This is a genomic window from Montanilutibacter psychrotolerans, assembly GCF_003719825.1.
Taxonomy (GTDB): domain Bacteria; phylum Pseudomonadota; class Gammaproteobacteria; order Xanthomonadales; family Xanthomonadaceae; genus Montanilutibacter; species Montanilutibacter psychrotolerans.
Genome location: NZ_RIBS01000003.1, coordinates 382,539 through 408,109 on the forward strand (window position 1 = coordinate 382,539; position 25,571 = coordinate 408,109).

Annotated in this window: 23 protein-coding genes and 1 pseudogene; 7 read left to right on the forward strand and 17 right to left on the reverse strand. The window is 68.3% G+C overall.

Annotation, left to right across the window (positions count from 1 at the left end; translation table 11 throughout):
- Positions 1-42: 42 nt before the first annotated feature.
- The 6 genes from EER27_RS08465 to hppD form a co-directional block, all read right to left on the reverse strand.
- Entirely contained in the window at positions 43-918 is an 876-nt protein-coding gene (locus tag EER27_RS08465) for an NAD-dependent epimerase/dehydratase family protein (protein ID WP_123087589.1), read from the reverse strand.
- Positions 919-931: 13 nt separating this feature from the next.
- Entirely contained in the window at positions 932-2,176 is a 1,245-nt protein-coding gene (gene nhaA, locus EER27_RS08470; RefSeq protein WP_123087590.1) for a Na+/H+ antiporter NhaA, read from the reverse strand.
- A gap of 116 nt (positions 2,177-2,292) precedes the next feature.
- The gene (locus EER27_RS08475; RefSeq protein ID WP_190285724.1) at positions 2,293-3,270 is read right to left on the reverse strand and encodes a calcium/sodium antiporter; all 978 of its coding nucleotides are present in this window, start codon (positions 3,268-3,270) and stop codon (positions 2,293-2,295) included.
- 180 nt (positions 3,271-3,450) lie between these two features.
- Entirely contained in the window at positions 3,451-4,077 is a 627-nt protein-coding gene (locus EER27_RS08480) for a lectin (RefSeq protein WP_148040980.1), read from the reverse strand.
- A gap of 145 nt (positions 4,078-4,222) precedes the next feature.
- Positions 4,223-5,542 (reverse strand): homogentisate 1,2-dioxygenase, encoded by a 1,320-nt coding sequence (hmgA, locus tag EER27_RS08485; protein WP_123087592.1) that lies wholly within the window; start codon positions 5,540-5,542, stop codon positions 4,223-4,225.
- Between the two features lie 195 nt (positions 5,543-5,737).
- A complete protein-coding gene (gene hppD / locus EER27_RS08490) occupies positions 5,738-6,829 on the reverse strand; it encodes a 4-hydroxyphenylpyruvate dioxygenase (protein WP_190285706.1) in 1,092 nt (363 codons plus the stop codon).
- A 109-nt stretch (positions 6,830-6,938) separates the two neighbouring features.
- On the opposite strand from hppD, the gene EER27_RS08495 reads away from it, so the two are divergent.
- Positions 6,939-7,424 carry a MarR family winged helix-turn-helix transcriptional regulator gene (locus tag EER27_RS08495; protein WP_123087593.1) on the forward strand — a complete coding sequence of 162 codons (486 nt, stop codon included), beginning with the start codon at positions 6,939-6,941 and terminating at the stop codon, positions 7,422-7,424.
- A gap of 247 nt (positions 7,425-7,671) precedes the next feature.
- On the opposite strand, the gene EER27_RS08500 is transcribed toward EER27_RS08495, so the two are convergent.
- Both EER27_RS08500 and EER27_RS08505 read right to left on the reverse strand, forming a co-directional pair.
- Positions 7,672-9,183: a peptide MFS transporter gene (locus EER27_RS08500; protein ID WP_123087594.1), complete on the reverse strand. Its 1,512-nt coding sequence runs from the start codon at positions 9,181-9,183 to the stop codon at positions 7,672-7,674.
- Between the two features lie 214 nt (positions 9,184-9,397).
- Positions 9,398-10,270, reverse strand: coding sequence for a tryptophan 2,3-dioxygenase (locus tag EER27_RS08505; protein ID WP_123087595.1), 873 nt, complete (start codon positions 10,268-10,270; stop codon positions 9,398-9,400).
- Between the two features lie 170 nt (positions 10,271-10,440).
- Between EER27_RS08505 and EER27_RS08510 the strand changes: the two genes are divergently transcribed.
- The 6 genes and pseudogenes from EER27_RS08510 to EER27_RS08535 all read left to right on the forward strand — a co-directional run.
- The gene (locus EER27_RS08510) at positions 10,441-14,061 is read left to right on the forward strand and encodes a lamin tail domain-containing protein (RefSeq protein ID WP_190285707.1); all 3,621 of its coding nucleotides are present in this window, start codon (positions 10,441-10,443) and stop codon (positions 14,059-14,061) included.
- Positions 14,062-14,550: 489 nt separating this feature from the next.
- On the forward strand, positions 14,551-15,624 hold the full coding sequence (gene pdhA / locus EER27_RS08515; protein WP_123087597.1) for a pyruvate dehydrogenase (acetyl-transferring) E1 component subunit alpha: 1,074 nt from the start codon (positions 14,551-14,553) through the stop codon (positions 15,622-15,624).
- Positions 15,621-16,652, forward strand: coding sequence for an alpha-ketoacid dehydrogenase subunit beta (locus tag EER27_RS08520; RefSeq protein WP_190285708.1), 1,032 nt, complete (start codon positions 15,621-15,623; stop codon positions 16,650-16,652). The genes pdhA and EER27_RS08520 overlap by 4 nt, the downstream gene beginning before the upstream one ends.
- A 9-nt stretch (positions 16,653-16,661) precedes the next feature.
- Positions 16,662-17,030: an SH3 domain-containing protein gene (locus EER27_RS08525; RefSeq protein ID WP_123087598.1), complete on the forward strand. Its 369-nt coding sequence runs from the start codon at positions 16,662-16,664 to the stop codon at positions 17,028-17,030.
- A 13-nt stretch (positions 17,031-17,043) separates the two neighbouring features.
- The gene (locus EER27_RS08530; RefSeq protein ID WP_123087599.1) at positions 17,044-18,435 is read left to right on the forward strand and encodes a dihydrolipoamide acetyltransferase family protein; all 1,392 of its coding nucleotides are present in this window, start codon (positions 17,044-17,046) and stop codon (positions 18,433-18,435) included.
- Between the two features lie 165 nt (positions 18,436-18,600).
- Positions 18,601-18,873: pseudogene (locus EER27_RS08535) on the forward strand (VOC family protein); the annotation flags it as partial.
- A gap of 154 nt (positions 18,874-19,027) precedes the next feature.
- Here EER27_RS08535 and EER27_RS08540 read toward each other — a convergent pair.
- The 9 genes from EER27_RS08540 to EER27_RS08580 form a co-directional block, all read right to left on the reverse strand.
- Positions 19,028-20,125 (reverse strand): GGDEF domain-containing protein, encoded by a 1,098-nt coding sequence (locus EER27_RS08540; protein WP_123087600.1) that lies wholly within the window; start codon positions 20,123-20,125, stop codon positions 19,028-19,030.
- A gap of 160 nt (positions 20,126-20,285) precedes the next feature.
- Positions 20,286-20,495, reverse strand: a complete 210-nt coding sequence (locus EER27_RS08545; protein WP_123087601.1) for a cold-shock protein — start codon at positions 20,493-20,495, stop codon at positions 20,286-20,288.
- A gap of 278 nt (positions 20,496-20,773) precedes the next feature.
- A complete protein-coding gene (locus tag EER27_RS08550; RefSeq protein ID WP_123087602.1) occupies positions 20,774-21,313 on the reverse strand; it encodes a GNAT family N-acetyltransferase in 540 nt (179 codons plus the stop codon).
- Between the two features lie 123 nt (positions 21,314-21,436).
- Positions 21,437-21,862 carry a GFA family protein gene (locus tag EER27_RS08555; RefSeq protein WP_123087603.1) on the reverse strand — a complete coding sequence of 142 codons (426 nt, stop codon included), beginning with the start codon at positions 21,860-21,862 and terminating at the stop codon, positions 21,437-21,439.
- The gene (locus EER27_RS08560) at positions 21,859-22,569 is read right to left on the reverse strand and encodes a hypothetical protein (protein ID WP_123087604.1); all 711 of its coding nucleotides are present in this window, start codon (positions 22,567-22,569) and stop codon (positions 21,859-21,861) included. The genes EER27_RS08555 and EER27_RS08560 overlap by 4 nt, the downstream gene beginning before the upstream one ends.
- A gap of 104 nt (positions 22,570-22,673) precedes the next feature.
- Complete coding sequence (locus EER27_RS08565; RefSeq protein WP_425480825.1) at positions 22,674-23,108, reverse strand: hypothetical protein; 435 nt, start codon at positions 23,106-23,108, stop codon at positions 22,674-22,676.
- Between the two features lie 160 nt (positions 23,109-23,268).
- Positions 23,269-23,787, reverse strand: coding sequence for a hypothetical protein (locus EER27_RS08570; RefSeq protein ID WP_123087606.1), 519 nt, complete (start codon positions 23,785-23,787; stop codon positions 23,269-23,271).
- 100 nt (positions 23,788-23,887) lie between these two features.
- The gene (locus EER27_RS08575) at positions 23,888-24,655 is read right to left on the reverse strand and encodes an HAD family hydrolase (protein WP_123087607.1); all 768 of its coding nucleotides are present in this window, start codon (positions 24,653-24,655) and stop codon (positions 23,888-23,890) included.
- A gap of 293 nt (positions 24,656-24,948) precedes the next feature.
- Complete coding sequence (locus EER27_RS08580; RefSeq protein WP_123087608.1) at positions 24,949-25,338, reverse strand: EF-hand domain-containing protein; 390 nt, start codon at positions 25,336-25,338, stop codon at positions 24,949-24,951.
- Positions 25,339-25,571: the final 233 nt, after the last annotated feature.

Sequence of the window (25,571 nt, forward strand, 5' to 3'; positions counted from 1 at the left end):
CCCACCGTCAACGGCGTCGGCCGCACCGCGTGCCCGCCGGGGCTACGCGGCTTCGTCGCCGCGCGGCTCGAACATCGCCGCGGTCGGGGCGAAGTCGCGCGCGGCGTAGCCGAAATCGCGGCGTGCCGGCGTGGCATCGAACACCAGATCGTTGCGCATCCGGCGCACGGCGGCCTCTCCCAGGCCACTGGCGCGACCGCTGGCCTGCGCCGCCAGCAGGGCCAGGTTGAACAGCGGCGATGGCAATTCGATCATCGCCGGTGGTGGATCAAGAGCGGCCAGCACGCGCGCGACCATCTCGCGATAGGCCAGCGTTTCTCCGCCGGGCAGCGCGTAGGCGCGTCCGTGGGTAACGCTGCTGCCCATGCTGGCAAACGCCGCCGCGGCAAGGTCATCGACGTGCACCGGCTGGCGCAGGCCATTGGCGCCACGCGGCAACGGGAACCGTCGCCAACGCCGCGCCAGGGCCGCGATCCGGGTCAGGGTGGCATCGCGACCGGCGCCATACACCAGCGTGGGCCGCAGCACGGTGGCCGCCGCATCGCGCTCGGCGGCTTCGACGAACAACGACGCCTCGGCATCGCGCAGGCGCCGGGCGACATCGCGCTCGTGGGCGTCGGCCGAGCCCAGCTTGGTATCGACGCTGGTCGAGCCGAATGCCACCACGCGCGGTGCACGCAGGCGCGCGTCGCGGTACCAGGACGCGAACCCGTCCAGCGGTCCGCAACTGACCACCACGTCGACGCCGGCAGGCAGGTTGGGCATCGCATCGAACCCACCCTGCAGCCAGTGCAGGCCCGGCTGGTCGGTCTGCGGGCTGCGCGACAACGCGCTCACGCGCCAACCGTCGCGACGCAGCAGTCCAAGCAACGGCCGTCCGATCTGGCCGCTGCCGCCAAACACCAGGGCATGACGCATGCGTGGCTCCGCCTCAGTCCGTGCCCGCGGCGCGCGCGGGCAGTACCGCGCGCAGCCACGCGAAGCCGATCACGGCAGCCAGCAGTGACGCGCCGAGAATGCCCAGCACGGCACCGTCGTATTGCGCCGGCTGGTGGTACGCCAGCGACGCGATGAACAGGCTCATCGTGAAGCCGATGCCGCACAGCACACCCAGGCCGAGCATCGCGCGAAGGTCCATTCCTGCCGGAAACTTCGCCCAACCCAGGGCGCGCATTGCCACCGCCGCGGCGACGATGCCGACCGGCTTGCCGATCACCAATCCCAGCACGATGCCCATCGGCAGCGCCGACAGCATGGCGCCCGCATCGATGCCCCCGAGCGCGAGGCCGGCATTGGCGAACGCGAACAGCGGCAGGATCGCGTAGGCCACCCACGGGTGCAGCGCGTGTTCGAGGTACTCCAGCGGCGAATGCTCGATCTCGTCGGGTACCGCGTTGCGGCGATCGACGTGGGGAATCATCAGGCCCGTGGCGACGCCGGCCAGCGTGGCGTGCACTCCCGACTTCAGCACGCACACCCACAGCACCACGCCGAGCAGCAGGTAAGGGGCCAGCCGCGTCACGTGCAGGCGGTTCAATACCCACATCGCCGCCAGCGCGACCGCGGCCAGCCCGAGCGCGACCAGCGACATGCCATGCGAATAGAACAAGGCGATGATCACGATGGCGATCAGATCGTCGACCACCGCGATCGTCGACAGCAGCAGCTTCATGCCCACCGGCACGCGCGATCCCAGCAGGGCCAGCACGCCGAGTGCGAACGCGATGTCAGTTGCCGTCGGCACCGCCCAGCCGCGCATCGCCGCCCCATCGTCGTGGTTGAGCGCGATGAACAGCAACGCCGGCACCGCAACGCCGGCCGCCGCGCAAACCAACGGCATCACCAATTGCTCGCGACCGGCAAGCTGCCCGGTCAACGCTTCGCGCTTGATCTCCAGCGCGACCAGCAGGAAGAAGATCGCCATCAGGCCGTCGTTGATCCACAGCAACGCGGGCTTGGCCAGGTCGAGCGCACCGATGCGTATCTGTACCGGCATGTCCTGGAATGCCGAATACAGGCCCGCAAACGGCGAGTTGGCCGCGATCAGCGCCAGCACGGCCGCAACGATCAGGGTGATGCCGGCAGCGGCTTCCAGGCGGAAGAACTCGACGAGGCCGCGCAGCGCGCGCGATGGCCGAAGGCGCGCCTGGTGCGCGGGAGTGGGAGAGCTGGTCATGGCCGAAGTATATCGGCGACGTCGCGGATGGCCGACGACCGCATCGCACGATGCCACCGGCAAGCCACCGGCGGCACGAGCACTGTCCGCATGCAACGCTCCGGCAGAAAGCCCGGTTACAGCGGCGCGATCCCCGCCGCGTCGCGCACCAGCACCAGCTCGAACGCCAGCCATGCGGCAAAGCCGACCAGCAGCACGATGCCTTCGTTGCGGCTGACCCGAAGATCGCCGCGCAGCATCGGGTATAGGACCAGCGCGAACGCAAGCGCGGCCGGCAGCGCATAGCGCACCAGCAACCCCGGCATCGGCAGCGTGTTCCAGGCCGCCATGGCGCCCACGACGACCAACAGATTGAACACGCTGGACCCCACGACATGGCCGACCACCAGGTCGCCCTGTCCGCGCCGCGCCGCGGCCAGTGCGGCGGCGGCCTCGGGCAGCGCGGTGCCGATCGCGACCGGCACCAGACCGGTCAGCAACGGCGACCACCCGCACCAGTCACCGATCTGCAATGCGTTGACAACCACGAACTTGGAACCGAAGTACAGCGCAACCGCCGCTATCACGACCCGCAGCAGGTTCTGGGTGGGGTCGGTGCTGGTGCGCACGTAGGCCTCGAGCTCCTCGCGCACGGCGGCATCCTCGCTGCGGCTGCGTGCGAGCGCAAACGCGAACACCGCGACGAACGCGATCAGCAGACCAAAGCCCTCGACGCGCGACAGCGAACCATCGAGGCCGAGCACGATCACCGCCACCGTGCCCAGCACCAGCACCACCAACAGCGGCGCCAGTGCCCGCCAACGCACCACCAGCGGGGCGGCCAGCGCGGCAATGGCCAGGGTCAGGCCGACGTTGACGACGTTGCTGCCGACCGCGTTGCCCAGCGCGAGTGCCGGCTGCCCTTGGGCGATCGCCTGCCCGTTGACCGCCACTTCCGGCAGCGACGTGCCGAATGCCACCAGCACCATGCCGGCCACGAACGGCGACGCACCAAACCGCTGCGACAAGCCGGCCGCGCCCTTGACGATCGAATCGCCACCCAGCGCGAGCAGCGCCAGCCCCAGCACGAACAACCCCACGGCAGCCAGCATCATCATTCCCCTGTTGTCCCATCGGCCCGCGACGGGCGGTTGCCTGCCCCACCTAGCGCGCTCGGCGCGCACGGTGGGCAGGCGCCATCGATCGAGCCGATTTTAGCCGGGTCGATTCTAGCCGGGTCGCCTGTCGTCAGGTCGCCGCGCGCGGTGCGATGCCACCGCTGCGCCGCGTGCCCGTCAGCTGCAACCTTCGACGTAATCGACCTGCGGTGGAATGCCGACATGCCACGCGTGCACGCTTCCCTTCTCGTCGGCCTGGAACAGCAGCACGCCGGTGCCGCCGTCGGCATCCTTGATGCGCAGGTCACGGGCTGCGGGCACGTACTTGTTGAGCAGCTTCTCGACGCGGCCGGCATACAGCGCTTCGATCTGCTTGGTGTCCATGCCGATCTTGCCACCGCCCGGCGCGACCACCGCAGCGGAGTCGACATCGATGCGCACGAACTTGTCGCCTTCGACCATGAAGCTCACCTGCGGCTGGTCGCCGGACGCGGACCCCAGCGGCAGGTAGTGGCAGCCACCGGGTTCGGCCGGCTTGCCTTCACCCAGTTCGGGCACGGCCTTGCGCAACGCGGCGACATCCATGCCGAAACTCGCCGGGCCGTAACCGCCCAGGCCGACGAGACCGGCCGTCGGATCGGAGCCCGGCGCAGGCGCAGGCGCTGGCTTGGGCGCAGTGGCGGGCGGCACGTCCTCGGCGGGCTCATCCGACGGCGGCGCAACGGCGTCCTGCGGTGCGGGCGCGGGATTGCATGCCGTCAACGCCAGCAACAACAAGGTGGATCCAGGCAATGCCAATCTCATCCGATCTCTCCGTGAAGCGACCGCCGCAGCGTAACGGGCGGTCGTGAATGCAATGCGAAGCGCGCCGATGCCCGTCGCATGGCGGCAGTGCGGGCAACGACGTGCCACCGGCCCGCGAGGGCCGGCCGGATTGGTGCAACGCGGGTCAGACGGGCGCGACGAAGTGGCTGCGCAAGCCGGCCCAGCAGGCCTGGTAGTCGCGTTGGCGATGGGCCGCATCGAGTGCCTGCGCGGTCGGGCGGATCACCGCGCGCGTCTCGAACATGAAAGCCATCGTTTCGGCGATCACGTCCGGCCGGGACAAATCGGATGCGCTGGCCTTGTCGAACGTCGCCGCATCGGGCCCGTGGCCGGTCATCGAGTTGTGCAGCGAAGCGCCGCCCGGCGCGAAGCCCTCGGCCTTGGCGTCGTACTGTCCGTGGATCAGGCCCATGAACTCGCTGGCGATGTTGCGGTGGAACCACGGCGGCCGGAAGGTGTCCTGCGCCACCAGCCAGCGCGGCGGGAATATCACGAAATCCAGGTTGCTGGTGCCCGGGGTGTCGCTGGCCGAATGCAGCACCAGGAAGATCGACGGATCGGGGTGATCGAAGCTGATCGAGCCGATCGTGTTGAAGCGACGCAGGTCGTACTTGTACGGCGCGTAGTTGCCGTGCCACGCCACCACGTCGAGTGGCGAGTGACCGATGTCGGCACGCCACAGGTGGCCCTGGAACTTCGCGATCAGCTCGAAATCGCCCTCGAGGTCCTCGTACTCCGCGCACGGCGTGAGGAAGTCGCGCGGATTGGCCAGGCCGTTGCTGCCGATCGGCCCGAGATCGGGCAGGCGCAGCAGCGCGCCGAAGTTCTCGCACACGTAGCCGCGCGCTTCGCCGTCGGGCAGCGCCACGCGGAAGCGCACGCCACGCGGCACCACGGCGATCTCCTGCGGCTCCACGTCGAGCACGCCCAGCTCGGTTTCGATGCGCAGGCGTCCCAGCTGCGGCACGATCAGCAGCTCGCCGTCGGCGTCGTAGAAGTAGCGGCCCTGCATGTCGGCGTTGGCCGCGTACAGGTGGATGCCGACGCCGTGCTGCGCGGCCGGCGAACCATTGCCAGCCATCGTGAACAGGCCATCGACGAAATCGACCGCCGCGCCACCGTCCACGGACGGCAGCGGCAACGGACTCCAGCGCAACTGGTCGGGCGTAATCGGGCCCTGGCCGAAGTCGCTGTGGAACCGGGGCGTGTCGGCCGGCGCCGCATACGGCGAGAACGTTCCGTGCATCGCCGCGGGGCGGATGCGATACAGCCAGCTGCGGCGGTTCTCGCCGCGCGGCGCGGTGAATGCCGTACCCGACAGTTGTTCGGCGTAGAGACCGTGCGCGACGCGCTGCGGTGAATTGCGTCCGACCGGCAGCGCTCCGGCGACCGCCTCGGTCGCGAACTCGTTGCCGAAACCCGATTGGTAGCTGTTGGATTTCATGGGAATCCGTAGGGTGGGCTCAAGCCCACCATCGCATGCGTGGGTGAGTGATGTTGCGGGCCAGTGGCGGGCCTGGGCCCGCCCTACGGCACGATCAGAGCACGCATCCGTAGGGTGGGCTCAAGCCCACCATCGCATGTGTGGTTGAGTGATGTTGCGGGCCAGTGGCGGGCCTGGGCCCGCCCTACGGCACGATCAGAGCACGCCGCGCTTCATCTGGTCGCGTTCGATGCTCTCGAACAACGCCTGGAAGTTGCCTTCGCCGAAGCCTTCGTTGCCCTTGCGCTGGATGATCTCGAAGAAGATCGGTCCGATCGCGTTGGTGGTGAAGATCTGCAGCAGCTTGCGCTGCTTGGTCTCGGCATCGGCGTCGATCAGGATCTTGTTCCTGGCCAGGCGCGCGACGTCCTCACCGTGGTTGGGCACGCGCTGGTCGATCACGTCGAAGTAGGTGTCGGGCGTGTCGAGGAACGTCAAGCCGGCCTCGCGCATCGCTTCCACCGTCGAGTAGATGTCGTCGGTGAAGCAGGCGATGTGCTGGATGCCTTCGCCCTTGTAGGCGTCGAGGTACTCGTTGATCTGCGACTTCGGATCGCTCGATTCGTTGAGCGGAATGCGCACGACGCCGTCCGGCGCGGTCATCGCCTTGGAGACCAGGCCGGTCTTGGCACCCTTGATATCGAAGTAGCGGATCTCGCGGAAGTTGAACAGGCGCTCGTAGTAGTCCGACCACTTCTGCATGTTGCCGAAATACAGATTGTGCGTGAGGTGGTCGATGAAGGTCAGGCCATAGCCCTTCGGGGCCGGGTCGGCGCCCTGCACCGGCAGGAACTCCTCGTACATCGTGCCCTTGTCGCCGTAACGGTCGACCAGGTACAGCATGCAGTCGCCGATGCCCTTGACCACCGGTGCGTCGACCGCGCGCGTGTCGGCCTTGTCGGTGATCGCTTCACCGCCGTTGCCGAGGACCGTGGCCAGCACGTCGCCGGCCGGCTTCTTGAAGCGGATCGCGAAGCCGCACGCGCACGGGCCGTGGGCCTCGGCGAATTCGGCGGCGAAGCTGTCCGGGTCCTCGTTGACGAGGAAGTTCACGCCTCCCTGGCGATAGATGGTGATCGGGCGGCTCTTGTGATGCAGCACCGCGGTGAAGCCCATCTTGCGGAAGTAATCGTGCAACATCTCCCCTTGGCCCTGCGGCGCGGCGAACTCGACGAACTCGAAGCCGTCGATGCCGAGCGGATTCTCGAAAGTGGTGACCTGCATGCCGAGGTTTGGCTGGGCGCTCATGGTTGGCTCCTGTGTCGCGATGGAAGGCCGCGGCGGGGCGGACCTACGTGGGACTCTCGCCCCGGGGGATATAAGTTTCACATGAAACCATAAATCAGGCACCCGCCGTATGTCAGCCACCCCGCCGCGCCATGCCGAGCTCGACCTTGAGCACTTCCTCCCGTACCGGCTGTCGGTGCTGTCCAACCGTGTCAGCACCGCGATCGCGCGCGTATATTCCGAGCGCTTCGCGCTGGGCATCACCGAGTGGCGCGTGATGGCGGTGCTGGGGCGCTACCCCGAGCTGTCGGCCAACGAGGTCGCCCAGCGCACCGCGATGGACAAGGTGGCGGTGAGCCGCGCCGTGTCTCGTCTGATCGAGTCCGGCCGCCTGCAGCGCGAGATGCACGACGACGATCGCCGGCGTTCGGTGCTGAAGCTGTCCGAAGCCGGCTACCGGATCTACGACGAGATCGCGCCGCTGGCGCTCTCGTTCGAACAGCGGCTGTTCAAGGGCATGGACGCGGCCGAACGCGCGATGCTGTTCCGCCTGCTCGACCGGCTGGACGAGCTGGAAATGCGCGCCGAGGTCGAGGCCGCGGCGGACATGCCGTAACCGGGCAAGCCCCGAACCGACGAGGCCCGAACCGGCAGGCCCCAGCCGGGCAGGCCCGAGCCGGCAAGCGAACGGGCACCGGACTGGCAATCGATGCGCCTCGGCCACGACGCCACGAGCGCCGCTGTGGGGCACGCCCGCCCGAATCGCCGCCCCCGGAAACGAACATGCCCGCCAAGGGCGGGCATGTCCGATGCGGCAATGTTGGCCACCGTGTGCCCACCAAGCGGTGGGCACGGGCGACGCGTTACTTCACGCCGTGCATCAGCTTCTGGACCAGCGGCGCGATCAGGAACAGCAGCACGCCAGCGCCCAGCAGCGAATAGAAGCCGAAGGTGTAGCCACTCAACGCCGAGGTCGTGGTCATGCCGCTCTCGCCACTGACGTGGCTGGCGAAGATGCCCGACAGGTTGTTGCCGATGCCGGTCGACAGGAACCAGCCGCCCATGCCCAGGCCAACCAGGCGAATCGGGGCCAGCTTGGTGACCATCGACAGGCCGATGGGCGACAGGCAAAGCTCGCCGACCGACTGGATCACGTAGACCATGAAGAGGGTCCAGAACGGGATCTTGTTGTCCTCGCCGACTAGGCTCTTCAGGGCGAACATCAGCAACAGGAACGCCAGGCCGTTGAAGATCAGGCCCAGGCCGAATTTGCGCGGGATCGACGGGTTGACGTTTTTGCGCGCCATCGCGACCCAGATCCACGCGATGATCGGTGCCAGGGCAATGATGGCGATCGAGTTGACCGACTGGAACCACGCGGTCGGGAACGTCCAGCCGCCAAGGTCGCGGTTGACGATTTCCTCGGCGAGGAAGGTGAACGAACTGCCCGCCTGCTCGAAGAACATCCAGAACAGAATGTTGAACGCGAAGATGATCAGCATCGCGAACACCTTGTCGCGTGCCACGGCGCCGTTGCGGAAGCCTTCGACCAGCAGCATCGCCGACAGACCGACGAACAGCAGGCTCAGGATGCCCTGCAGCGCGTTCGCACCCAGCGCCAGCAGCGAGTAGACCAGCGGGATCGCGGCCAGCGCGCCCAGGGCCACGTAGGCAACGCGCTGCTTGCCAGGCGCTTCCGCCGGCGGACGACCGATGCCCTGCAGCTGGCGACGGCCGAACCAGAACCACACCAGGCTGATCAGCATGCCGATGCCCGCGGCGATGAAGACCATCTTGTACGCCGGCAATGTTTCGGTGCCAAAGACCTTCTGCGCCAGCAGCTGGGTGATGATCGGGGCGATGAACGCACCGGCATTGATGCCCATGTAGAAGATGGTGAAGCCCGAATCGCGGCGCTCGTCGCCGCTGGCGTACAGCTTGCCCACCATCGTCGAGATGTTGGGCTTGAACAGACCGTTGCCGACGATGATCGTCGCCAGGCCCAGGTTGAATATCTGCAGGTTGGGCAGCGAGACCATGAACAGGCCGGCGGCCATGAACACCGCACCGAGCAGGATCGATCGCTGGTAGCCGATGACCCGGTCGGCGATGTAGCCACCGAAGATGGCACCCGCGTAGACCAGGGCAAGGTAGGAACCGTAGGTCAGGTTGGCCGGCGCCTGGCCTGACGCGTCGCCGCCATAGAACTGCGACACGATGTACAGCACGAGTGCCCAGCGGATGCCGTAGAACGCGAAGCGCTCCCAGAACTCCGACATGAACAGCATCCACAGCGGCTTCGGATGGCCGAGGATCTGCTTGAACTCTGGAATGGGCGCTTCTTGGCCCTGCGTAGGTATTGCGGCGCCGCTCATGCGGTGTCCCCCGTGTCGAAACTGAATGGAAAGCCCACGCCTGCGGCACGGGACCGGAGAGGTTTACCGGGTGGGCGCGGATGCGTCAAACCACCGGCAGCGTATTGCTGCGGTGCAGCACGCCACACGCCGCCGCGCGATCGCGCCGATCACGCGGATTCCGAGGCGATCGACGCGCCGGCGGCACGGGCACCGCACGCGTCGGGCGGCGCGCTCAGCCCTCGCCCGTCGGGGCCAGGCCGATGCTGGTTCGGACCGAAAACAGCTCGGGGAAGAACGTCAGCTCCAACGCCTGGCGCAGGAAGCCGACCCCGCTGGAGCCGCCGGTACCGCGCTTGAAGCCGATGATGCGCATGACGGTGCGCATGTGGCGGAAGCGCCACAGCTGGAACTGGGTTTCCAGGTCCACCAGGTCCTCGCACAGCGCGTACTCGCGCCAGTAGAGGTCGGTGTTCTCGTAGATGCGCTCGAACACCGACTGCAGTTCGGGGACGGCGACATGCGCCTGCCGCCAGTCGCGCTCCAGGTGGCGTTGCGGCACCGCATGGCCGAAACGCGACAGGTACATCAGGAACTCGTCGTACAGCGACGGCGCATCGAGCACGCGCTCGAGCCCGGCCTGCGCGTCGGCGTCGTGGGCGAACACCTTCAGCATCGCGGCGTTCTTGTTGCCCATCAGGAACTCGATGGTGCGGTACTGCAGCGACTGAAAGCCCGACGAGGGGCCGAGGATGTCGCGAAAGCCCATGTACTCCGACGGCGTCATCGTCTCCAGCACCGACCATTGCGCGGTCAGCTGCTGCAGCACCTGCTTGCACCGCGCCAGGCCCTTCTGGCATTGCCAGACCTGGTCGCGCTGCAGGAACGCGATCGCCGCCGAGAGCTCGTGGATCAGCAGTTTCATCCACAGCTCGGAGGTCTGGTGCTGGATGATGAACAGCATCTCGTCGTGGTGCGGCGGGTCGGACAGGCGCTGCTGCGAGGACAGCAGGCGGTCCAGACGAAGGTATCCGGCGTAAGTGATCCGACCCGTCAGGTCGGTGTGGATACCGCTTTCCAGTTCGCGCTCGTTCTTTTCGACAGTCATTTCAGACATCCCCGACAGGCCGGCAAGGGTAGCGCATCGCCCCGTCGCGGCAGCGCCGGCAATGGTCACCGTCCTGCCATGCCGATCCAGCACGATCGCAGGCACAATCCTGCCTCCGGCGCGGGCGATGCCCCCCGGCAAGGACGGCAGTTCAACCAATGGGGAACAACATGGAACGACACAATGGCCGCCTCGCGGTCACGGCACTGGCGTTTGCCACGATGTTGGCAATGGCAGGCCAGGCGCCGGCGCAGGTGGTGCTCAGCCAGGTCTACGGCGGCGGCGGAAACAGCGGCGCACCGCTCAAGAGCGACTTCATCGAACTGCACAACAACGGCGCCACCCCGGTCGATCTGACCGGCTGGTCGGTGCAGTACGCCTCCGCCGCGGGTACCAGCTGGCAGGTCACGCCGCTGACGGGCACGATCGCACCGGGCGGCTATTACCTGGTCAAGCAGGCCGACGGCACCGGCGCCGCCGCGCCGCTCCCGACCCCCGACGCGATCGGCACCATCCCGATGAGCGGCACCGCGGGCAAGGTCGCCCTGGTCAATTCGACCACCGCGCTGAGCGGCGCCTGCCCGACCGGCAACATCGACTTCCTCGGCTTCGGCACCGCAGCCAGCTGCGCCGAAGGTTCGGCGCCAACCGCCAACCTGGGCAGCGTCACGGCTGCACTGCGCGACGCCAGCGGCTGCACCGACACCAACGTCAACAGCGCCGACTTCGTGGTCGCCTTGCCGGCGCCGCGCAACAGCGCCAGCGCCGTCGCGCTGTGCGTTCCCAGCGACCTGCCCGTGCTCACGGTGGGCGATGCGGTGACGGTCGAAGGCAACGACGGACAGACCACGCTGTTCTTCCCGGTGACGCTGTCCGGCTCGCCCGACGACAACCGCGTCGTCACCTTCGACTACGCCACTGCCGACGGCACCGCCACGGTCGCCGACGGTGACTACGTTGCCGCCAGCGGCAGCCTGCAGTTGGGCGGCGGCTCGCGCCAGACCGTCATCGCGGTGACGATCAACGGCGACACTCGCTACGAACCCAGCGAAACCCTGCGCCTCAACCTCAGCAACGTCGTCGGCGGCATCGGTGGCGACACCCAGGCCGATGGCACGATCGGCAACGACGACCTGCTCCCGGTGGTGGCCATCCACGACATCCAGGGCAACGGCGCGCGTTCGCCGCTGGCGGGCCAGCTGCTTTCCACCGTCGGCATCGTCACCGGTCGCAAGTCCAACGGCTTCTTCCTGCAGGCCGCCGACAGCGAGGCCGACGCCGATCCGGCCACCTCCGAAGGCGTGTTCGTCTTCACCGGCAGCGCGCCGCCGGCATCGGCCGCGCTGGGCAACCGCGTGCGCGTGGACGGTAGCGTCATCGAGTTCGTGCCCAGTGCCGATCTCGGCCAGGCACCGCTGACCGAGATCGGCGGGTCGCCGGTCGTGACCCTGATCTCGGTGGCCAATCCGGACCTGCCGCCGATGTTCTCGCTGCCGGCGCCGGTCGAGCTGACGGCGACCTTCCCGGATCCGAACGGCCCGCTCGACCAGCTCGAACGCGTCGAAGGCATGCGCGTCAAGATCGCCGAAGCCACCGTGGTGGCGCCGACGCAGGGCAACACCAACGAGCCCAATGCCAGCGGCACCAGCAACGGCATCCTCAACGTGGTGGTGAGCGGCGTGCCGCGTCCGTTCCGCGAGCCCGGCATCCAGATGCCCGACACCCCGCCCGGGGGCGGCACGGTGCCGCCGATCCCGCGCTGGGACTTCAACCCCGAACTGATCACCGTCGACAGCGATGCGCTGGGCGGACAGCGCTGGGAAGTGTCCGTGGGCCACCGCATCGGCTACGTGATCGGACCGCTGGACTACGGCTTCCGCCGCTACACCGTGCTGCCCGACCAGTTGCTGCCGAACCTGATCATGCGGCCAGTGGAGTCCGAGCCCCGGCCGGCGCCTGCCTCGAGCAACCCCGAGGCGTTCACCGTTGCCGGCTACAACCTCGAGCGCTTCTTCGACACCGTCAACGATCCGGCCACCGGCGAGCCGGTGCTGACCGCGGCGGCGTTCGAACGTCGCCTCGCCAAGGCCTCGCTTGGCATCCGCAACTACCTCAACACGCCTGACATCCTCGGCACGGTCGAGGTGGAAAACCTGTCGACGCTGCAGGCGCTGGCCACCCGCATCAACAGTGACGCGGTCGCCGCCGGCCAGCCCGACCCGAGCTACGTGCCGTACCTGATCGAAGGCAACGACGTCGGCGGCATCGACATCGGTTTCCTGGTCAAGACCGCCCAGGTGCAGGTCGGCATCGCACGCGTCGAAGTTGTCGCGGTGACGCAAGTCGGCAAGGACACCACCTGGCTCGAGCCGGGCGGCAGCACCAGCCTCCTCAACGACCGTCCTCCGCTGTTGCTGGAAGCGGTGGTGCACTACGCCGACGGCCGCGCGTTCCCGATCGACGTGGTCGCCGTGCACCAGCGCTCGCTCAACGGCGCGGAGACCGACGACGCCGACGGCAACCGCATCCGTGGCAAGCGCCAGCGCCAGGCCGAGTTCCTGGCGGCGTTCCTCAACGAACGCCAGGTGTCGGTCCCGGGCCGACGCATGGTGGTGCTGGGCGACTTCAACGCGTTCGAGTTCAATGACGGACTGGGCGATTCGATGAACGTCGTCACCGGCACGCCGAGCGCCGACGAGACCACGGTGGTGCCGGGTGACGGCATCGACCTGGTCGAGCCGAACCTGGTCAACCTTGGAACCCTGGAACCGGCCACCGAGCGCTATTCGTTCGTGTTCGGCGGCAATGCGCAGACGCTCGATCACGTGCTGGTCAACGAAGAGCTGATCGTCCAGACCAGCGACATCGCATTGGACCACGCGCGCATCAACGCCGACTTCCCGGAGCTCAACCGCAACGATGCGACCTCGCCCTCGCGCCTGGCCGATCACGACCCGGTCGTGGCCACGTTCGTACCGCGTCACCACGCCGACCTTGCGGTCACGGTGACCGCCGACAGCGCCAGCGTGAACCCGGGCCAGGTGCTGGGCTTCCACACGGTGCTGGGCAACAACGGTCCGGATTCGGCAACCGCGGCGGGTATCGGTTTCGCGATCGATGCGGAACTGCCGACGATGGCGGTGGTGCCGTCGAGCGCCGCCTGGAATTGCGACGCCGCGCAGATCGACAACGGTCGCACCAGCATCGCGTGCAACGCCTCCACGCTGGCCAATGGCGAGACCGTCACGTTCGCGATCACCGCCACCGCGACGCCGGCACTGGCCGGCCGCTCGGTCAGGCTGGTGGCCGCCAGCGACGCGCAATCGATCGACGCGGTCACCGACAACGACGGCGCCGATGCGTCGATCGCGGTGCAGGCCGCGCCCGGCACCGCCGATCTGGGCACGCTGGTGTTCGGTCCGTTCCTGCACCTTCGCAGTGGCACCACCGGCCACTTCCCGGTGGTGGTGTGGAACGAAGGCCCCAACCCGGCGCAGCACGCCGTCGTCACGTTGCGCGGCAACGCGCCCGCGGCGAACGTGCGGGTCAATGCGCCCAATGGCTGGACCTGCAACGTCGCCTCCGTCGGCAACGATTTCGCGGCGCGTTGCGAACGCAGCTCGTTGGCGACATGGGCGTTGCAGGCGTTCGACTTCGCGATCGTCGCGCCGCCGCGCGTCGGTCGCGCTGAGTTGACCGTCACCTCGACGGTGGAGTCGACGGCAACCGATCCGCGCGCACGCAACAACACCGCCTCGCATTCGGTTCGGATCATCGGTTCGCCGCGCTGATTCCACGAACGGGATGCACCACCTGAAAGGCGCGGCTTCGGCCGCGCCTTTCTTCTGCGCGTTCGAATGCGTTGGCCGGCGCACGGCCCCGCCCGCCCCAAACGCCGGCCGCGTCTTTGCGCAAAAGCCGGGCCGCGGCCATCGCCCCCCTGTCGCACCCCTGTCGCAGGTGGACGCCGATCGACGTGCCGGACCGGACACGCGCTGCGCCGCGATTGCACGTCCAAGCGCGCGCCCACGCCGCAGTACGCCACCGTACCCATTGCCTGCGGGCGTACACGCCGGGTCGCGCGTGCCGCAACGCGCAACGGACCTTTTCCCGCGTTTGGTTATGATCGGGCGATCGTCGCAGCACGCGTTCGCGCGTTGCGACCGAGCCAGGTCCGGGATGTCTGCCGGACCAAGCCGCCTGCGGCCTGCGCTCGTGTCCGGCACTGGATCCGGATGCGACCGTCGCGGGCCCTCCCTCCCCTGCCAGGATTCCGCGCGATGAGCATTGCCGCGAGCTACGAGATCGAATACCTGCAATACCTCGGACCCAACGGCACCGCCGTCGCCGAGTTCCCTCCGGGTTTCCAGGACCCGAAAGCCCTGCTGCCGCTGTTCAAGCAGATGCTGTTCGTGCGCGTGTTCGACACCAAGGCCATCGCGCTGCAGCGCACCGGCAAGCTGGGAACGTACGCCGCCTGTCTCGGCCACGAGGCCACCCACGTCGGCATCGGCGCGTCGATGCTGCCCGAGGACGTGTTTGCGCCCAGCTACCGCGAGTACGGCGCGCAGTTCATGCGCGGCGTGCAGCCGCGTGAAGTGCTGCTGTACTGGGGTGGCGACGAACGCGGCAACGACTTCGCCGTGCCGCGCAACGATTATCCGTGGTGCGTGCCCATCGCGACCCAGTGCCTGATGGCGGCCGGCGCGGCGCTGTCGTTCAAGCTGCGCAAGCAGAAGCGCATCGCGGTCGCCTGCTGCGGCGACGGCGGCTCGTCGAAGACCGACTTCTACGCCGCGCTCAACTCCGCCGGCGCCTACACCTCGCCGCTGGTGCTGTGCGTGATCAACAACGGCTGGGCGATCTCGGTGCCCCGCTCGGCGCAGACCGGCGCCAAGACGCTGGCCCAGAAGGGCCTTGCCGGCGGCCTGCACTGCCTGCAGGTCGACGGCAACGACCTGGTGGCCGTGCTGGAAGGCATGCGCCGCGCCAGCGAGCGCGCGCGCAACGGCGAAGGTGGCAGCGTGATCGAGTTCATCACCTATCGCCTGCACGACCACACCACCGCCGACGACGCACGTCGCTACCGCGACGACGCCGAGGTCAAGGCCGCGTGGGCGCGCGACCCGGTGACGCGTCTGCGCACCTGGCTCACGGCGCAGGGCGTATGGAGCGAGGACGAGGAGAAGGCCTGGGCCGAGGAATGCGGCAAGAAGGTGGACATCGAGATCAACGCCTACCTCGAAACCCCGGTGCAGCCGGTGGAGGCGATGTTCGACTACCTCTACGCCGACATGCCGCCGGACGTGCAGGCGCACCGCGCCGCCGCGCTTGCCCAGGAGGGTCGCCGATGAACGCCGCCAACAATCCGAAGACCGATGCCATGCAGGCCGCCCAGGCACCCGTCGCGATCACCCTGATCGAAGCCATCACCCAGGCGCTGGCCTACGAGATGCGCGCCGACGAATCGGTGCTGGTGCTGGGCGAGGACGTCGGCGTCAACGGCGGCGTGTTCCGCGCCACCGCCGGCCTGCACGCGCAGTTCGGTTCCGAGCGCGTGATCGACACCCCGCTGGACGAAACCACCATCGCCGGGCTAACCGTCGGCCTGGCGTCGCAGGGCATGAAGCCGGTCGCGGAAGCGCAGTTCGACGGCTTCATGTACCCGATGGTCGACTTCCTGGTCTGCCACGCCGCGCGCATGCGCTACCGCACGCGCGGACGCCTGCACTGCCCGATGGTGCTGCGCGTGCCGTGGGGCGGCGGCATCCGCGCCCCGGAGCACCACAGCGAAGCCAACGAGTCGATCTTCACCAACGTGCCCGGGCTGCGCGTGGTCATGCCGTCGTCGCCGCAGCGCGCGTACGGCCTGCTGCTCGCCGCGATCCGCGACCCCGATCCGGTGATCTTCTTCGAGCCAAAGCGCATCTACCGCCAGTACAAGGAACTGGTACCCGATGACGGCGAGGCGCTGCCGCTGGATGTCTGCTACGTGCTGCGCGACGGCAGCGACGTGACGCTGGTGACATGGGGCGCACAGGTCAAGGAAACCCTGGAAGCGGCCGAACAACTGGCCGGCGAAGGCATCAGCGCCGAGGTCATCGACGTCGCCACGCTGCGTCCGCTGGACTTCGCCACCATCGCCGAATCGGTGGGCAAGACCGGACGTTGCGTGATCGTGCACGAGGCCGCCAAGACCGCCGGCTTCGGTGCCGAGATCGCCGCACGACTGGCCGAGGAATCGATCTACGACCTGCGCGCCCCGGTCGAGCGGGTTACCGGCTACGACACGCACATCCCGCTGTTCCGGCTCGAGATGAAGTACCTGCCCAGCGTGGACCGGATCGTCGCTGCGGCCAGGCGCGCCATCGCCGCAGGCTGAGACGCCCGCATGCGCCGCGCACGCGTCGTCGTCGCCCATCGCGCCCCGGATCGTCCTGCGATCCGGGTGCGGCGCGGCGATGCCGTCGTGCTCGGCAACCGCGACCGCGACTGGCCGCAGTTCGTATGGACCGTGGTCGAGGGCGGCAACGGCGGCTGGGTGCCGGCGGAACTGTTCGATACCGACCACGGCCGCGCCACCGCCCTGGCCGACTACGACACACGCGAGCTCGATGCCGATGCCGACCAGGTGGTGCAGCTGCACCACGAAATGGCGCGTTGGTGGTGGGCCGAAGACGACACCGGTGCGCAGGGCTGGATCCCCGAACGCGCGCTGGAACTGCTGGACGCCCCGGCGTCCGGCGACAACCCGACATGATCAAGGACCGGCAATGACCGACAAGAAGACGTTCTTCCTTCCCGACCTCGGTGAAGGCCTGCCCGACGCCACCATCGTCGAATGGTTCGTGAAGGTCGGCGATACGATCCGCCTCGACGACAACCTGGTGTCGATGGAAACCGCCAAGGCCGTGGTCGAAGTGCCCTCGCCGGTCTCGGGCAAGGTGCTGCGCCTGGCCGGCGCCGCCGGCGACGTGATCGTCACCGGCAGCATGCTCGCCGAGTTCGAGGTCGATCCGTCCGCGCCGCAACGCGCCGAAGGCCAGGACACAGGCCACCATCACGGTGGCGGCCACGCACCGGCCAAGAGCGTCGGCAGCGATGCGCCCGGCCCGGGCAACGCGGTCGTGGCGTCCGACGAGGGCGGCGAGATCAGCGAAGGCGGGACAAAGCCCGAAGCGCGCGCCGATGCCGGCACCGTGGTTGGCGCGATGCAGAGCTCCGATGCGGTGCGCAGCGAGCAGGCGGTCGCGGTCGGCGGTGTGAAGGCGATGCCGGCGGTGCGCGCGCTGGCGCGCAAGCTCGGTGTCGAGCTGGGCCTCGTGCGCGCCACCGGCAACGACGGCGTGGTGACGATGGACGACGTCAAGCGGGCCGCCGCCGATGGCAGCGCGCGCCCGGGCAGCGCGCCAGCGTTGCCGGCCAGCGCGCCGGCCGCGGCTCCCGCAGCCGCAGCGCCCGCTTCGCGCAGCACGCTGTCGCAGTCCGGCAAGCCGATGCGCACCCAGCCGCCGGGCGTGAAGGCCAGCGGCCAGCCCGAGCAGCTCAAGGGCGTGCGCCGCAACATGGCGCGCGTCATGGCCGACGCGCACAGCAAGGTCGTGCCCACCACCCTGGTCGACGACGCCGACCTGCACGCCTGGATCGGCAAGCAGGACATCACCGCGCGCCTGGTCCGCGCGATCGTCGCCGCGTGCAAGGCGGTGCCGGCACTCAACGCGTGGTTCGATGGCGAGAACCTCACCCGCACCCTGCACCCGCACGTCGACATCGGTATCGCGGTCGACACCGACGACGGCCTGTTCGTGCCGGCGCTGCGCAATGCCGACATGCTCGACGGCGCCGGCATCCGTACCGCGATCGGCCGCCTGCGCACGCAGGTCGAAGATCGCAGCATCGCGGCATCGGAGCTGTCGGGTTTCACCATCAGCCTGTCGAACTTCGGCATGTTCGCCGGTCGCTACGCAACGCCGGTGGTGGTGCCGCCGACGGTCGCCATCGTGGGTGCGGGCAAGCTCAGCCACGATGTCGTCGGTGTGATCGGCGGCATCGAAGTGCACCGCCGCATGCCGCTGTCGCTGACCTTCGACCACCGCGCCTGCACGGGCGGCGAGGCGGCACGCTTCCTGCGCGCGATGCTCGACGATCTCGCGTTGCCGATGTAGACGCGGCGCAAGCGGGCAGGGGCGGATCGATTCGCACGACGCGAGCAGGGGTTCCGGCACCGGGCCGGTCCTGTTCGCGTCGATCCGGACAATCCTCGCCACGACGTCTCTCGGCGCGGGCAAGATCGTCGAACCTCCTTCGAACCATCATTCGGGAGAAACGCCATGACCCACCGCAGTCGCCTCGCCGGATTCATCATCGATTGCCAGACCGATGACCTCGACGCCGCCGCCGGCTTCTGGAGCCAGGCGCTCGGCGTCCGCATCGCCGACCCCGACTCCGGCGGCACGGGCAAATACGCCGAATTCGGCGGCACGCCCGGCGGACTGCACATCGAGGTGCAGAAGGTCGATCACCCCTCGCGCGTGCACCTGGACATCGAAACCGACGATCTGGATGCCGAAGTGGCGCGACTGGAGGCCCTGGGCGCCAAACGCGTGGGCTTCGTGCAGCGCTGGTGGGTGATGGAGGCCCCGACCGGCCAACGCTTCTGCGTGTGGTCCGCATGCCCGAGGATACCGACCGCGGCGCGCCCAACGAGTGGCCCTAGGCCAGGCTTAGCCGCGTGCCCGGCGGGTAGCACCGCCCCGCTCAGCCGTCGAACAACGGGCTGTCGTCCACCACCACCCGGTCGCGTCCACTGGTCTTGGCCCGGTACAACGCCTGGTCGGCGCGCTCGAACACGTGCTCGGGCTGGTCGCGTGCGGGATCGCCCGCCGCCACGCCCAGCGACACGGTCAGCGCAAACGGCAGCGAGCTCACCCGCGCCACGCGCCGGCGGATCCGCTCGGCCACCTCGGCGGCGCCATCCAGCCGGGTGTGCGGCAACACCACCAGCAGCTCCTCGCCCCCGTAGCGCACCACCAGGTCGCTGCTGCGCACGGCGGCGTTGACCGCCTCGGCGACCGCCTGCAGCGCGAGGTCGCCGAGCCGGTGCCCGTGGCGGTCGTTGACCTGCTTGAAGTGGTCGATGTCGAGCAGGATCAGCGCGTACGGCTGGGCGTTGAAGTGCTCCTGCGAGACCGGATCGCTGCGCAGGTGGTCGAGTGCGGCGCGATTGAGCAGCCCGGTCAACGGATCGTGGGTGGCCTCGTGGGCGAGCTGGTCGTGCCGGCGTTGCATGTCGGCACGTGCGTCCTCCAGGCGTTGTCCGAAGGCCTCACGCTCGGCGAGCAGGTTGCGTTGTTCGAGCACGCAACGGCGCAGCGCGAGCAACTGGCGCGCCTGCCGCACCAGGCGATGCAGGCCATCGTTTTGCCTGGCCGACAACGTGTGCGGGGCAGTGTCGAACACCAGCAGCAGGCCCAGCATCTGCCGATCGGCAAGCAGCGGCACGCCGATGCAGCACGGCAGCGCCCGGCCATCGACGAGCAACGGCAAGGTGTCGAGGTGTTCGCCGGCGACCAGCTGGCCGATCTGCAGCAGCTCGCGCGGCGCGGCCTGCGCGTGGGCGATGAGCCCGCCCGCGCCGGTCAGTTCCTGCTGGCGCAGGCCGGTACGCGCCTTGAACCACAACCGCTGCTGGTCGATCAACGCCAGCCCGGCTGCGGGCGCGCCCGTGAGCAGGGCCGCCAGCATGGCCACGTCGTCGAATGCGCGCTCCGGCAGCGTGTCGAGCAGCGCATGGGCATCCAGCGCGGCCTGGCGCCGGGTCTCGCCTACATCCGACGGGGGCGGTGTGGGGCTCATGACAACGCCATCCTCCCATCGCCCGGCACCGGTTCGCCAGCGTCTGGAGGCTGAAACATCGCACAACGGGCGCGACCGGCGCCCCAAAAAGAAAAAGCCCGGCCGAAGCCGGGCTTTTCTGGTCGCGGGCCGCGCTAGGCGCGGCGCCGTGACATGTGGTTCAGACCGGCTCGACAGCGTCGGCCTGCAGGCCCTTCTGGCCCTGCACGACGGTGAAGCTCACCTTCTGGCCTTCCTGCAGGCTCTTGAAGCCCTGGGTCTGGATGGCGCGGAAGTGAACGAACACGTCTTCGCCATTCTCACGGCTGATGAAGCCAAAGCCCTTGGCATCGTTGAACCACTTGACGGTACCGGTTTCACGGTTCGACATCTTTCTTACTCCTTGGAACGTAGTTGTGGGCCGCGGGTGCGGCGGTTTGCTGGTTGCAAGGAGGAAGCGAGGTGCAACGATGGGTGGATCTTTGGATCTACATCATCGGGCCACGATTCACGGTGACCCTTACCAACTCAGCGCGTGCACCGTATCCCGATGGCGCCAGAAAAGCAATTGTCGGGGGCCTGTCTGTTCAGTCAGGTCCGGCGGCGGCGGTGCCGGGCGCCTGGCCGCCACCACCGGAAACCTGAATGCGCCACGGCCCCGTCGAAGCTTCAGCCTGACGTCGGCGGCTCCCACACCATGTAGACGTCGGCCCGCGCGTAGTGCGAGCCCGGTCGCGGCGCCGGGTGGTGCCGAAAGCCGACGCTTTCGTACAGGGTCAGCGCCGGACCGAGCTTGCTGCTGGACTCCAGGAACAGCTCCCGGCCACCCAGCGCCGCGTACTCGGCCAGCGCGCCTTCCATCAGCAGGCGGCCAATGCCCATGCCGCGGGACTCGGGGTCGACGGCCATCTTGGTCAGCTCGTAGACCCGGCCTCCCTCGTGCTTGAGAGCCACTGTGCCGATCGCCCGCTCCTGGCCCGTGGCGTCCCGGCCAATCGCGAACAGCACCCGGCCACCGTCGGCCAGCAGGTGCGTCTCGGGGTCGTGCAGCACCTGCTCGTCGATGGGTTCGACCGTGAACCAGCGGCGCAGCCATTCGAGGTTGAGTCGGGCGAAATCGTCGCGCCAGCGCGGATCGAAGCCGATCACGCGCGGGGAATCCTTCAACAGCGGGGCGCTTGCGCCGGGATCGTGCGGGTTGGTGGCCATGACCCCGATCTTAGACCCCACCCGCACGGCGGAACGCCGCCCGGGTGGGACGCTGCATATCGCCGTCGGTCCACGCCCGACCTCGAAGCGGCCGCGCCACTGGATGCCGCGGCGAACGGGCCGTCAATCACGTGACAGGTGGGCCAGGGCCTCGGTCGCCGCGTCGCGGTCGCCATCGTCGAACAGCGCGATCTGCACAGTCCTCACCGTGCCCGGATCGAGACAATGCACGTTGACGCTGTAGCCATCCGGGTGGCTGCGGGGCACGTAGAAGCTCTTGACCCCGCAGTGGTGGCAGAAGAGGTGCCGGGCGATGCCGGTGTTGAAACGGTAGTCGCTCAGCGCCTGTTCGCCCGATAGCAGCCGGAAGCGCGAGGCCGGCACGATCAAGTGACGGAACCCGGTCATCGTGCAGATCGAGCAGTTGCAGTCGAGTGCTGCCAGGTCGGCTGGCGCATCCACCTCAAAGCGCACGGCGCGACAGTGACACCCGCCGCGATGGATCACCCGGGGTGAGGCATCGCTTGTGTCGGCGTCCGGCCCGCTCATCCGCCTCGACCGTTGCCACGCGGGCGATCGCCGCCCTGCTGACCCTTGCCCTTGGGTTTGGCATTGCCGTTGCCGCGGCGGTCCTGGCCGGCCTGGCCGCGCTGGCTTTCCCCGCGGTTGCCGCGCGCGTCGTCGTTGCGGCGGTCGTCGCCGGCACGCTGGCCGGGCGGCCCGGGCTGCCCGTCACGATGGGCGTTTCCGCCGCGGCCGCGATTGGGGAAATCACGCTGCAGCTCTTGGTCGATCTGGATGGGTCGCGCCCACCGATCGTAGGTCGGCACGAAGCCGCGCTTGAGACGGTGGAACTCCGGCGAACCGGGTCGGATGCCGAGATTCTTGGCGACATTGCCCCAGCCCTGACCATGGTTGCGATCCCATTCGTCGATCACGTAGCGACACGGACGCCCGATGATCTGCGCGATCGCACACGCGTAATAGACGTCGCCGGGCGCCCAGCGACGGGTCACCAGCAACTCGTGGACGAGGTCGCGCGGTGCACCGTAGTAACGCACCATCTCGTCGACGAACGGCTCGCGATACCTCGACCCGTAGTGGTTCAGGTCGCCCAGCCACGTGTCGACCCAAACGTCGCCGCTGCGGGGGTTCCAGCCAAACGTGAAGTCCTGCGCAAGGGCCGGCCCGGTTCCGGTCAACGTCGCCAGCGCGGCAGCGATCGCAAGCAGCCGGGTCTTGATCTTCGAGGCCATGAGGTACTCCTTGGGTAGCAATGGAGGCACTGTGCCGCGACGAGCGGCACCTTCGGCGCCGAGACGTCCGCGCCATGCAGCCGGCGCCCGCAACGCCAGAAGGGTCAGCGGGAGATCACGAACTTTCCGAACGCCACGCCGATGTCCCAGCCTTCGCCGGTACCGGCCAGTGCCAGCGCCACGTCGTCCTTGACCATCGCCTGGGCCTTGCTGGAACGCACCGCGCCAGCATGCGCCTCGGCCGTGGCGTAGGTGCCCAGCACTTCGCTGATGTTGTTGACCCCGGAGAACTCCCCACGGCCGTTGCGGATTCGCGAACGTCCGAACGTCAGGCCGCCGCCCTTGGCATTGATGCGTACCGACATGCTCTGCCCGTTGCTGCAGTTGACCGTGCCGGTGCCGGAGGCGGTCTTGTAGAACACCGACCAGCCGGAAAGGTTGAACGACATCGTGCAGTTGATCGGACCGCTGGCGTGCGCCGCTGGCGCAAGCACCGCCGACAGCAGCGTGGCGGCAAGCATCATGGCGGGACGTTTCATCATCACGGCGGGCTCCAAGGGGGGAAGGCGCGCAAAGGCTAACACCGGCGGACCGGGCGGGCCGCGAAGGGCACCAACGTGACACCGCACGCGTGACCGCCAGGCAACCGGCCGCGGCGACACCGAGGACGGTGCCGCCGCGACGGGCGCCCTGCGTCAATCAGTCGTCGTCGCGCTCTCGCCAGCGGCGGCCGTCGTAGTAGCTGGCACCACCACGGTAACGGTCATAGCGACCGTCGTAACGGTCGTAGCGGCCATGATCGTCATCGCGGTTGTAGTACCGGTTGTCGTACCGATTGTCATGGCGCGGGTCGTAGTACTCCACACGGCAACGGCCACGGCTGTCGCAACGCGTCCGCTGCTGCATTCGCGGAGCTTCGCGGCCGTAGTAACCGTATGCGTTGCCGTACGGCGGCCCCTGTCGGTAGCCACGCGGCACGTGGCGGTAGTAGCGGCGGTGACCGTAGCGGTCGCGCACGACGATCAGCCGATCGCCGTAACCGTAGTTGCCGTGCCGGTAGTACGGGTGACCGGAGTGGTAGACCACGTCGGCCACGTCGACGATCACGCGGACCAGGTCGCTGCCGCTCTGCGCCTGCACCGGGGTCGGCAGCAGGGCCGCGATGACGAGGCCGGCCGCCAGCGCTGCCGGGGCGAGCATGCGATGGAAACGGGTCATGGCGTTCTCCTTGGGTGCCCGCCACGCGGCGGGCATGCCGGGACGATGGGCCCGGCCGGGTGAACCTTTTTTTAATGCGGCCACGACCCGCCGTTTGCGCTCAGCCGGGGTTGGGGCTGGCAACGGCTCGCCGCGCCAGTTCGCGTACCGCGTCGGGCAACTCGGACGCGTTCGCCACCCGGCACAGCCGCGGCGCATCGTCGTCGACGTTGGCCTCGTTCTCGTGCGCCCACGACGTGTGGTACGGCATGTGCACGCCCCAGCCGCCCAGTTCCAGCACCGGCGCAATGTCCGAACGCAGCAAGTTGCCGATCATCACGAAACGCGACGCCGGCAGGGCGAACTCCTCGAACAGACGCGTGTAGGTTGCCGTGTCTTTCTCGCTGACGATCTCGATCCGCCGGAACAACCCCGCCAGACCGCACTGACGCACCTTGGCTTCCTGGTGGAACAGATCGCCCTTGGTGATCAGCACCACGGGGTACTCGGCGGCGATGGTCTCGACTGCTTCGCGGATCCCCGGCAACAGTTCGACCGGATGCTGCAGCAATGCCTTGCCGATGCCGACGATGCGATGCAGGTCTGCGGCGCTGATGCGCGCCTGGGTGATGTCGACCGCCGCCTCGATCATCGACAGCGTCATGCCCTTCACGCCGTATCCGAAGATGCCCAGGTTACCCAGCTCGACGTCGTACAGGCGTTGCTGGGCGTGGCTGTCGTGCAGGTCGACATAGGCGCCCACGACGCGTTCGAACGCCAACTGCGCCTCGTCGAAGTAGTCCTGGCTGCGCCAGAGGGTGTCGTCGGCATCGAAGCCCACCAGGCCGATGGCCTGATCGGTGCGGCTATGGGGGGAGTTGGTTTCCATGCGGCAATTATGCCGCGACCGCGCTGCCACCCGCGATGCTCGGCGTGGCGAATGGATCGATCGACCATCGCGCGCACACCGTTGCGTCTGTGGCCAACGCGGAAATGACGAAGGGCGACCTCTCGGTCGCCCTTCGGGGCACTACGATCGTCGCCGGCACAGGCAGGCGCTTTGCGGCGACGGGCCCGGCCCAGCAGACACATGGGCCAAGCGTTTGCCGATCATCGCGCGCCGTGCCATCGGGTCGGGGGAAACCACGAAGGTGGGCGCGACGATCAGCGGCCCGACAACGATTACTTCTGGGTGTTGCCGGCGTCGGTCTGGGACTTGGAGACGAACGAGCGGTACTCGTCGCCCGTCAGCGAACCGTCGGCATTGGCGTCGGCCTGGGCAAACACTTCCGCAAGCGCCGGCACCTGGGCCGCCTCGGCCTGGGTCAGGTTGCCGTCCTGGTTGGCGTCGACATCGGCCCAGCTCTTCTTGTCAGCGCCGGCATCGGTCGCTGCCGAAGCGTCGGCCGACGTGTTGCCCGTGGTGGCTTCGGTGGTGGTCGGCGGTGTCTGGGTGGCGGCCGGGTCCTGCGTGCTGCCAGCCTCGGTGGATTGCGCGAACGCCAAGGGAGCGGACAGCGCGGCGACGAGGGCGATGGTACCGAGCAGCGAGTTGCGGGTCAGATGCTTCATTGAATGTTTCTCCTGGTAACGGGAATCGGGCGCAGCCACGGGTGGGGTTGTGTCCATCTCGTGGGGGATGGCGGCGCAAACACACCCTGCCAACGGCGCGATGAACGAAAAGCGCTTCGCAACCGTTAAACCTACGTTTCCTTAACCCGCCCGCCGACGGATGCCGCTAGGCATCGCGTCGATTTCGCTACGAATCGTGATCGTGGTTGCAGATGTGCGCACCGATGGCGTCG

Coding starts and splice junctions, on each gene's coding strand:
- EER27_RS08510 (WP_190285707.1), top strand. CDS start 10,441: ATGGAACGACACAATGGCCGCCTCGCGGTCACGGCACTGGCGTTTGCC.
- EER27_RS08520 (WP_190285708.1), top strand. CDS start 15,621: ATGAACGCCGCCAACAATCCGAAGACCGATGCCATGCAGGCCGCCCAG.
- EER27_RS08540 (WP_123087600.1), bottom strand. CDS start 20,125: ATGAGCCCCACACCGCCCCCGTCGGATGTAGGCGAGACCCGGCGCCAG.
- EER27_RS08500 (WP_123087594.1), bottom strand. CDS start 9,183: ATGAGCGGCGCCGCAATACCTACGCAGGGCCAAGAAGCGCCCATTCCA.
- EER27_RS08565 (WP_425480825.1), bottom strand. CDS start 23,108: ATGAAACGTCCCGCCATGATGCTTGCCGCCACGCTGCTGTCGGCGGTG.
- EER27_RS08550 (WP_123087602.1), bottom strand. CDS start 21,313: ATGGCCACCAACCCGCACGATCCCGGCGCAAGCGCCCCGCTGTTGAAG.
- pdhA (WP_123087597.1), top strand. CDS start 14,551: ATGAGCATTGCCGCGAGCTACGAGATCGAATACCTGCAATACCTCGGA.
- EER27_RS08545 (WP_123087601.1), bottom strand. CDS start 20,495: ATGTCGAACCGTGAAACCGGTACCGTCAAGTGGTTCAACGATGCCAAG.
- hppD (WP_190285706.1), bottom strand. CDS start 6,829: ATGAGCGCCCAGCCAAACCTCGGCATGCAGGTCACCACTTTCGAGAAT.
- EER27_RS08560 (WP_123087604.1), bottom strand. CDS start 22,569: ATGGCCTCGAAGATCAAGACCCGGCTGCTTGCGATCGCTGCCGCGCTG.
- EER27_RS08480 (WP_148040980.1), bottom strand. CDS start 4,077: ATGAGATTGGCATTGCCTGGATCCACCTTGTTGTTGCTGGCGTTGACG.
- EER27_RS08495 (WP_123087593.1), top strand. CDS start 6,939: ATGTCAGCCACCCCGCCGCGCCATGCCGAGCTCGACCTTGAGCACTTC.
- EER27_RS08475 (WP_190285724.1), bottom strand. CDS start 3,270: ATGATGCTGGCTGCCGTGGGGTTGTTCGTGCTGGGGCTGGCGCTGCTC.
- EER27_RS08530 (WP_123087599.1), top strand. CDS start 17,044: ATGACCGACAAGAAGACGTTCTTCCTTCCCGACCTCGGTGAAGGCCTG.
- hmgA (WP_123087592.1), bottom strand. CDS start 5,542: ATGAAATCCAACAGCTACCAATCGGGTTTCGGCAACGAGTTCGCGACC.
- EER27_RS08525 (WP_123087598.1), top strand. CDS start 16,662: ATGCGCCGCGCACGCGTCGTCGTCGCCCATCGCGCCCCGGATCGTCCT.
- nhaA (WP_123087590.1), bottom strand. CDS start 2,176: ATGACCAGCTCTCCCACTCCCGCGCACCAGGCGCGCCTTCGGCCATCG.
- EER27_RS08555 (WP_123087603.1), bottom strand. CDS start 21,862: ATGAGCGGGCCGGACGCCGACACAAGCGATGCCTCACCCCGGGTGATC.
- EER27_RS08505 (WP_123087595.1), bottom strand. CDS start 10,270: ATGACTGTCGAAAAGAACGAGCGCGAACTGGAAAGCGGTATCCACACC.
- EER27_RS08580 (WP_123087608.1), bottom strand. CDS start 25,338: ATGAAGCATCTGACCCGCAACTCGCTGCTCGGTACCATCGCCCTCGTC.
- EER27_RS08465 (WP_123087589.1), bottom strand. CDS start 918: ATGCGTCATGCCCTGGTGTTTGGCGGCAGCGGCCAGATCGGACGGCCG.
- EER27_RS08570 (WP_123087606.1), bottom strand. CDS start 23,787: ATGACCCGTTTCCATCGCATGCTCGCCCCGGCAGCGCTGGCGGCCGGC.
- EER27_RS08575 (WP_123087607.1), bottom strand. CDS start 24,655: ATGGAAACCAACTCCCCCCATAGCCGCACCGATCAGGCCATCGGCCTG.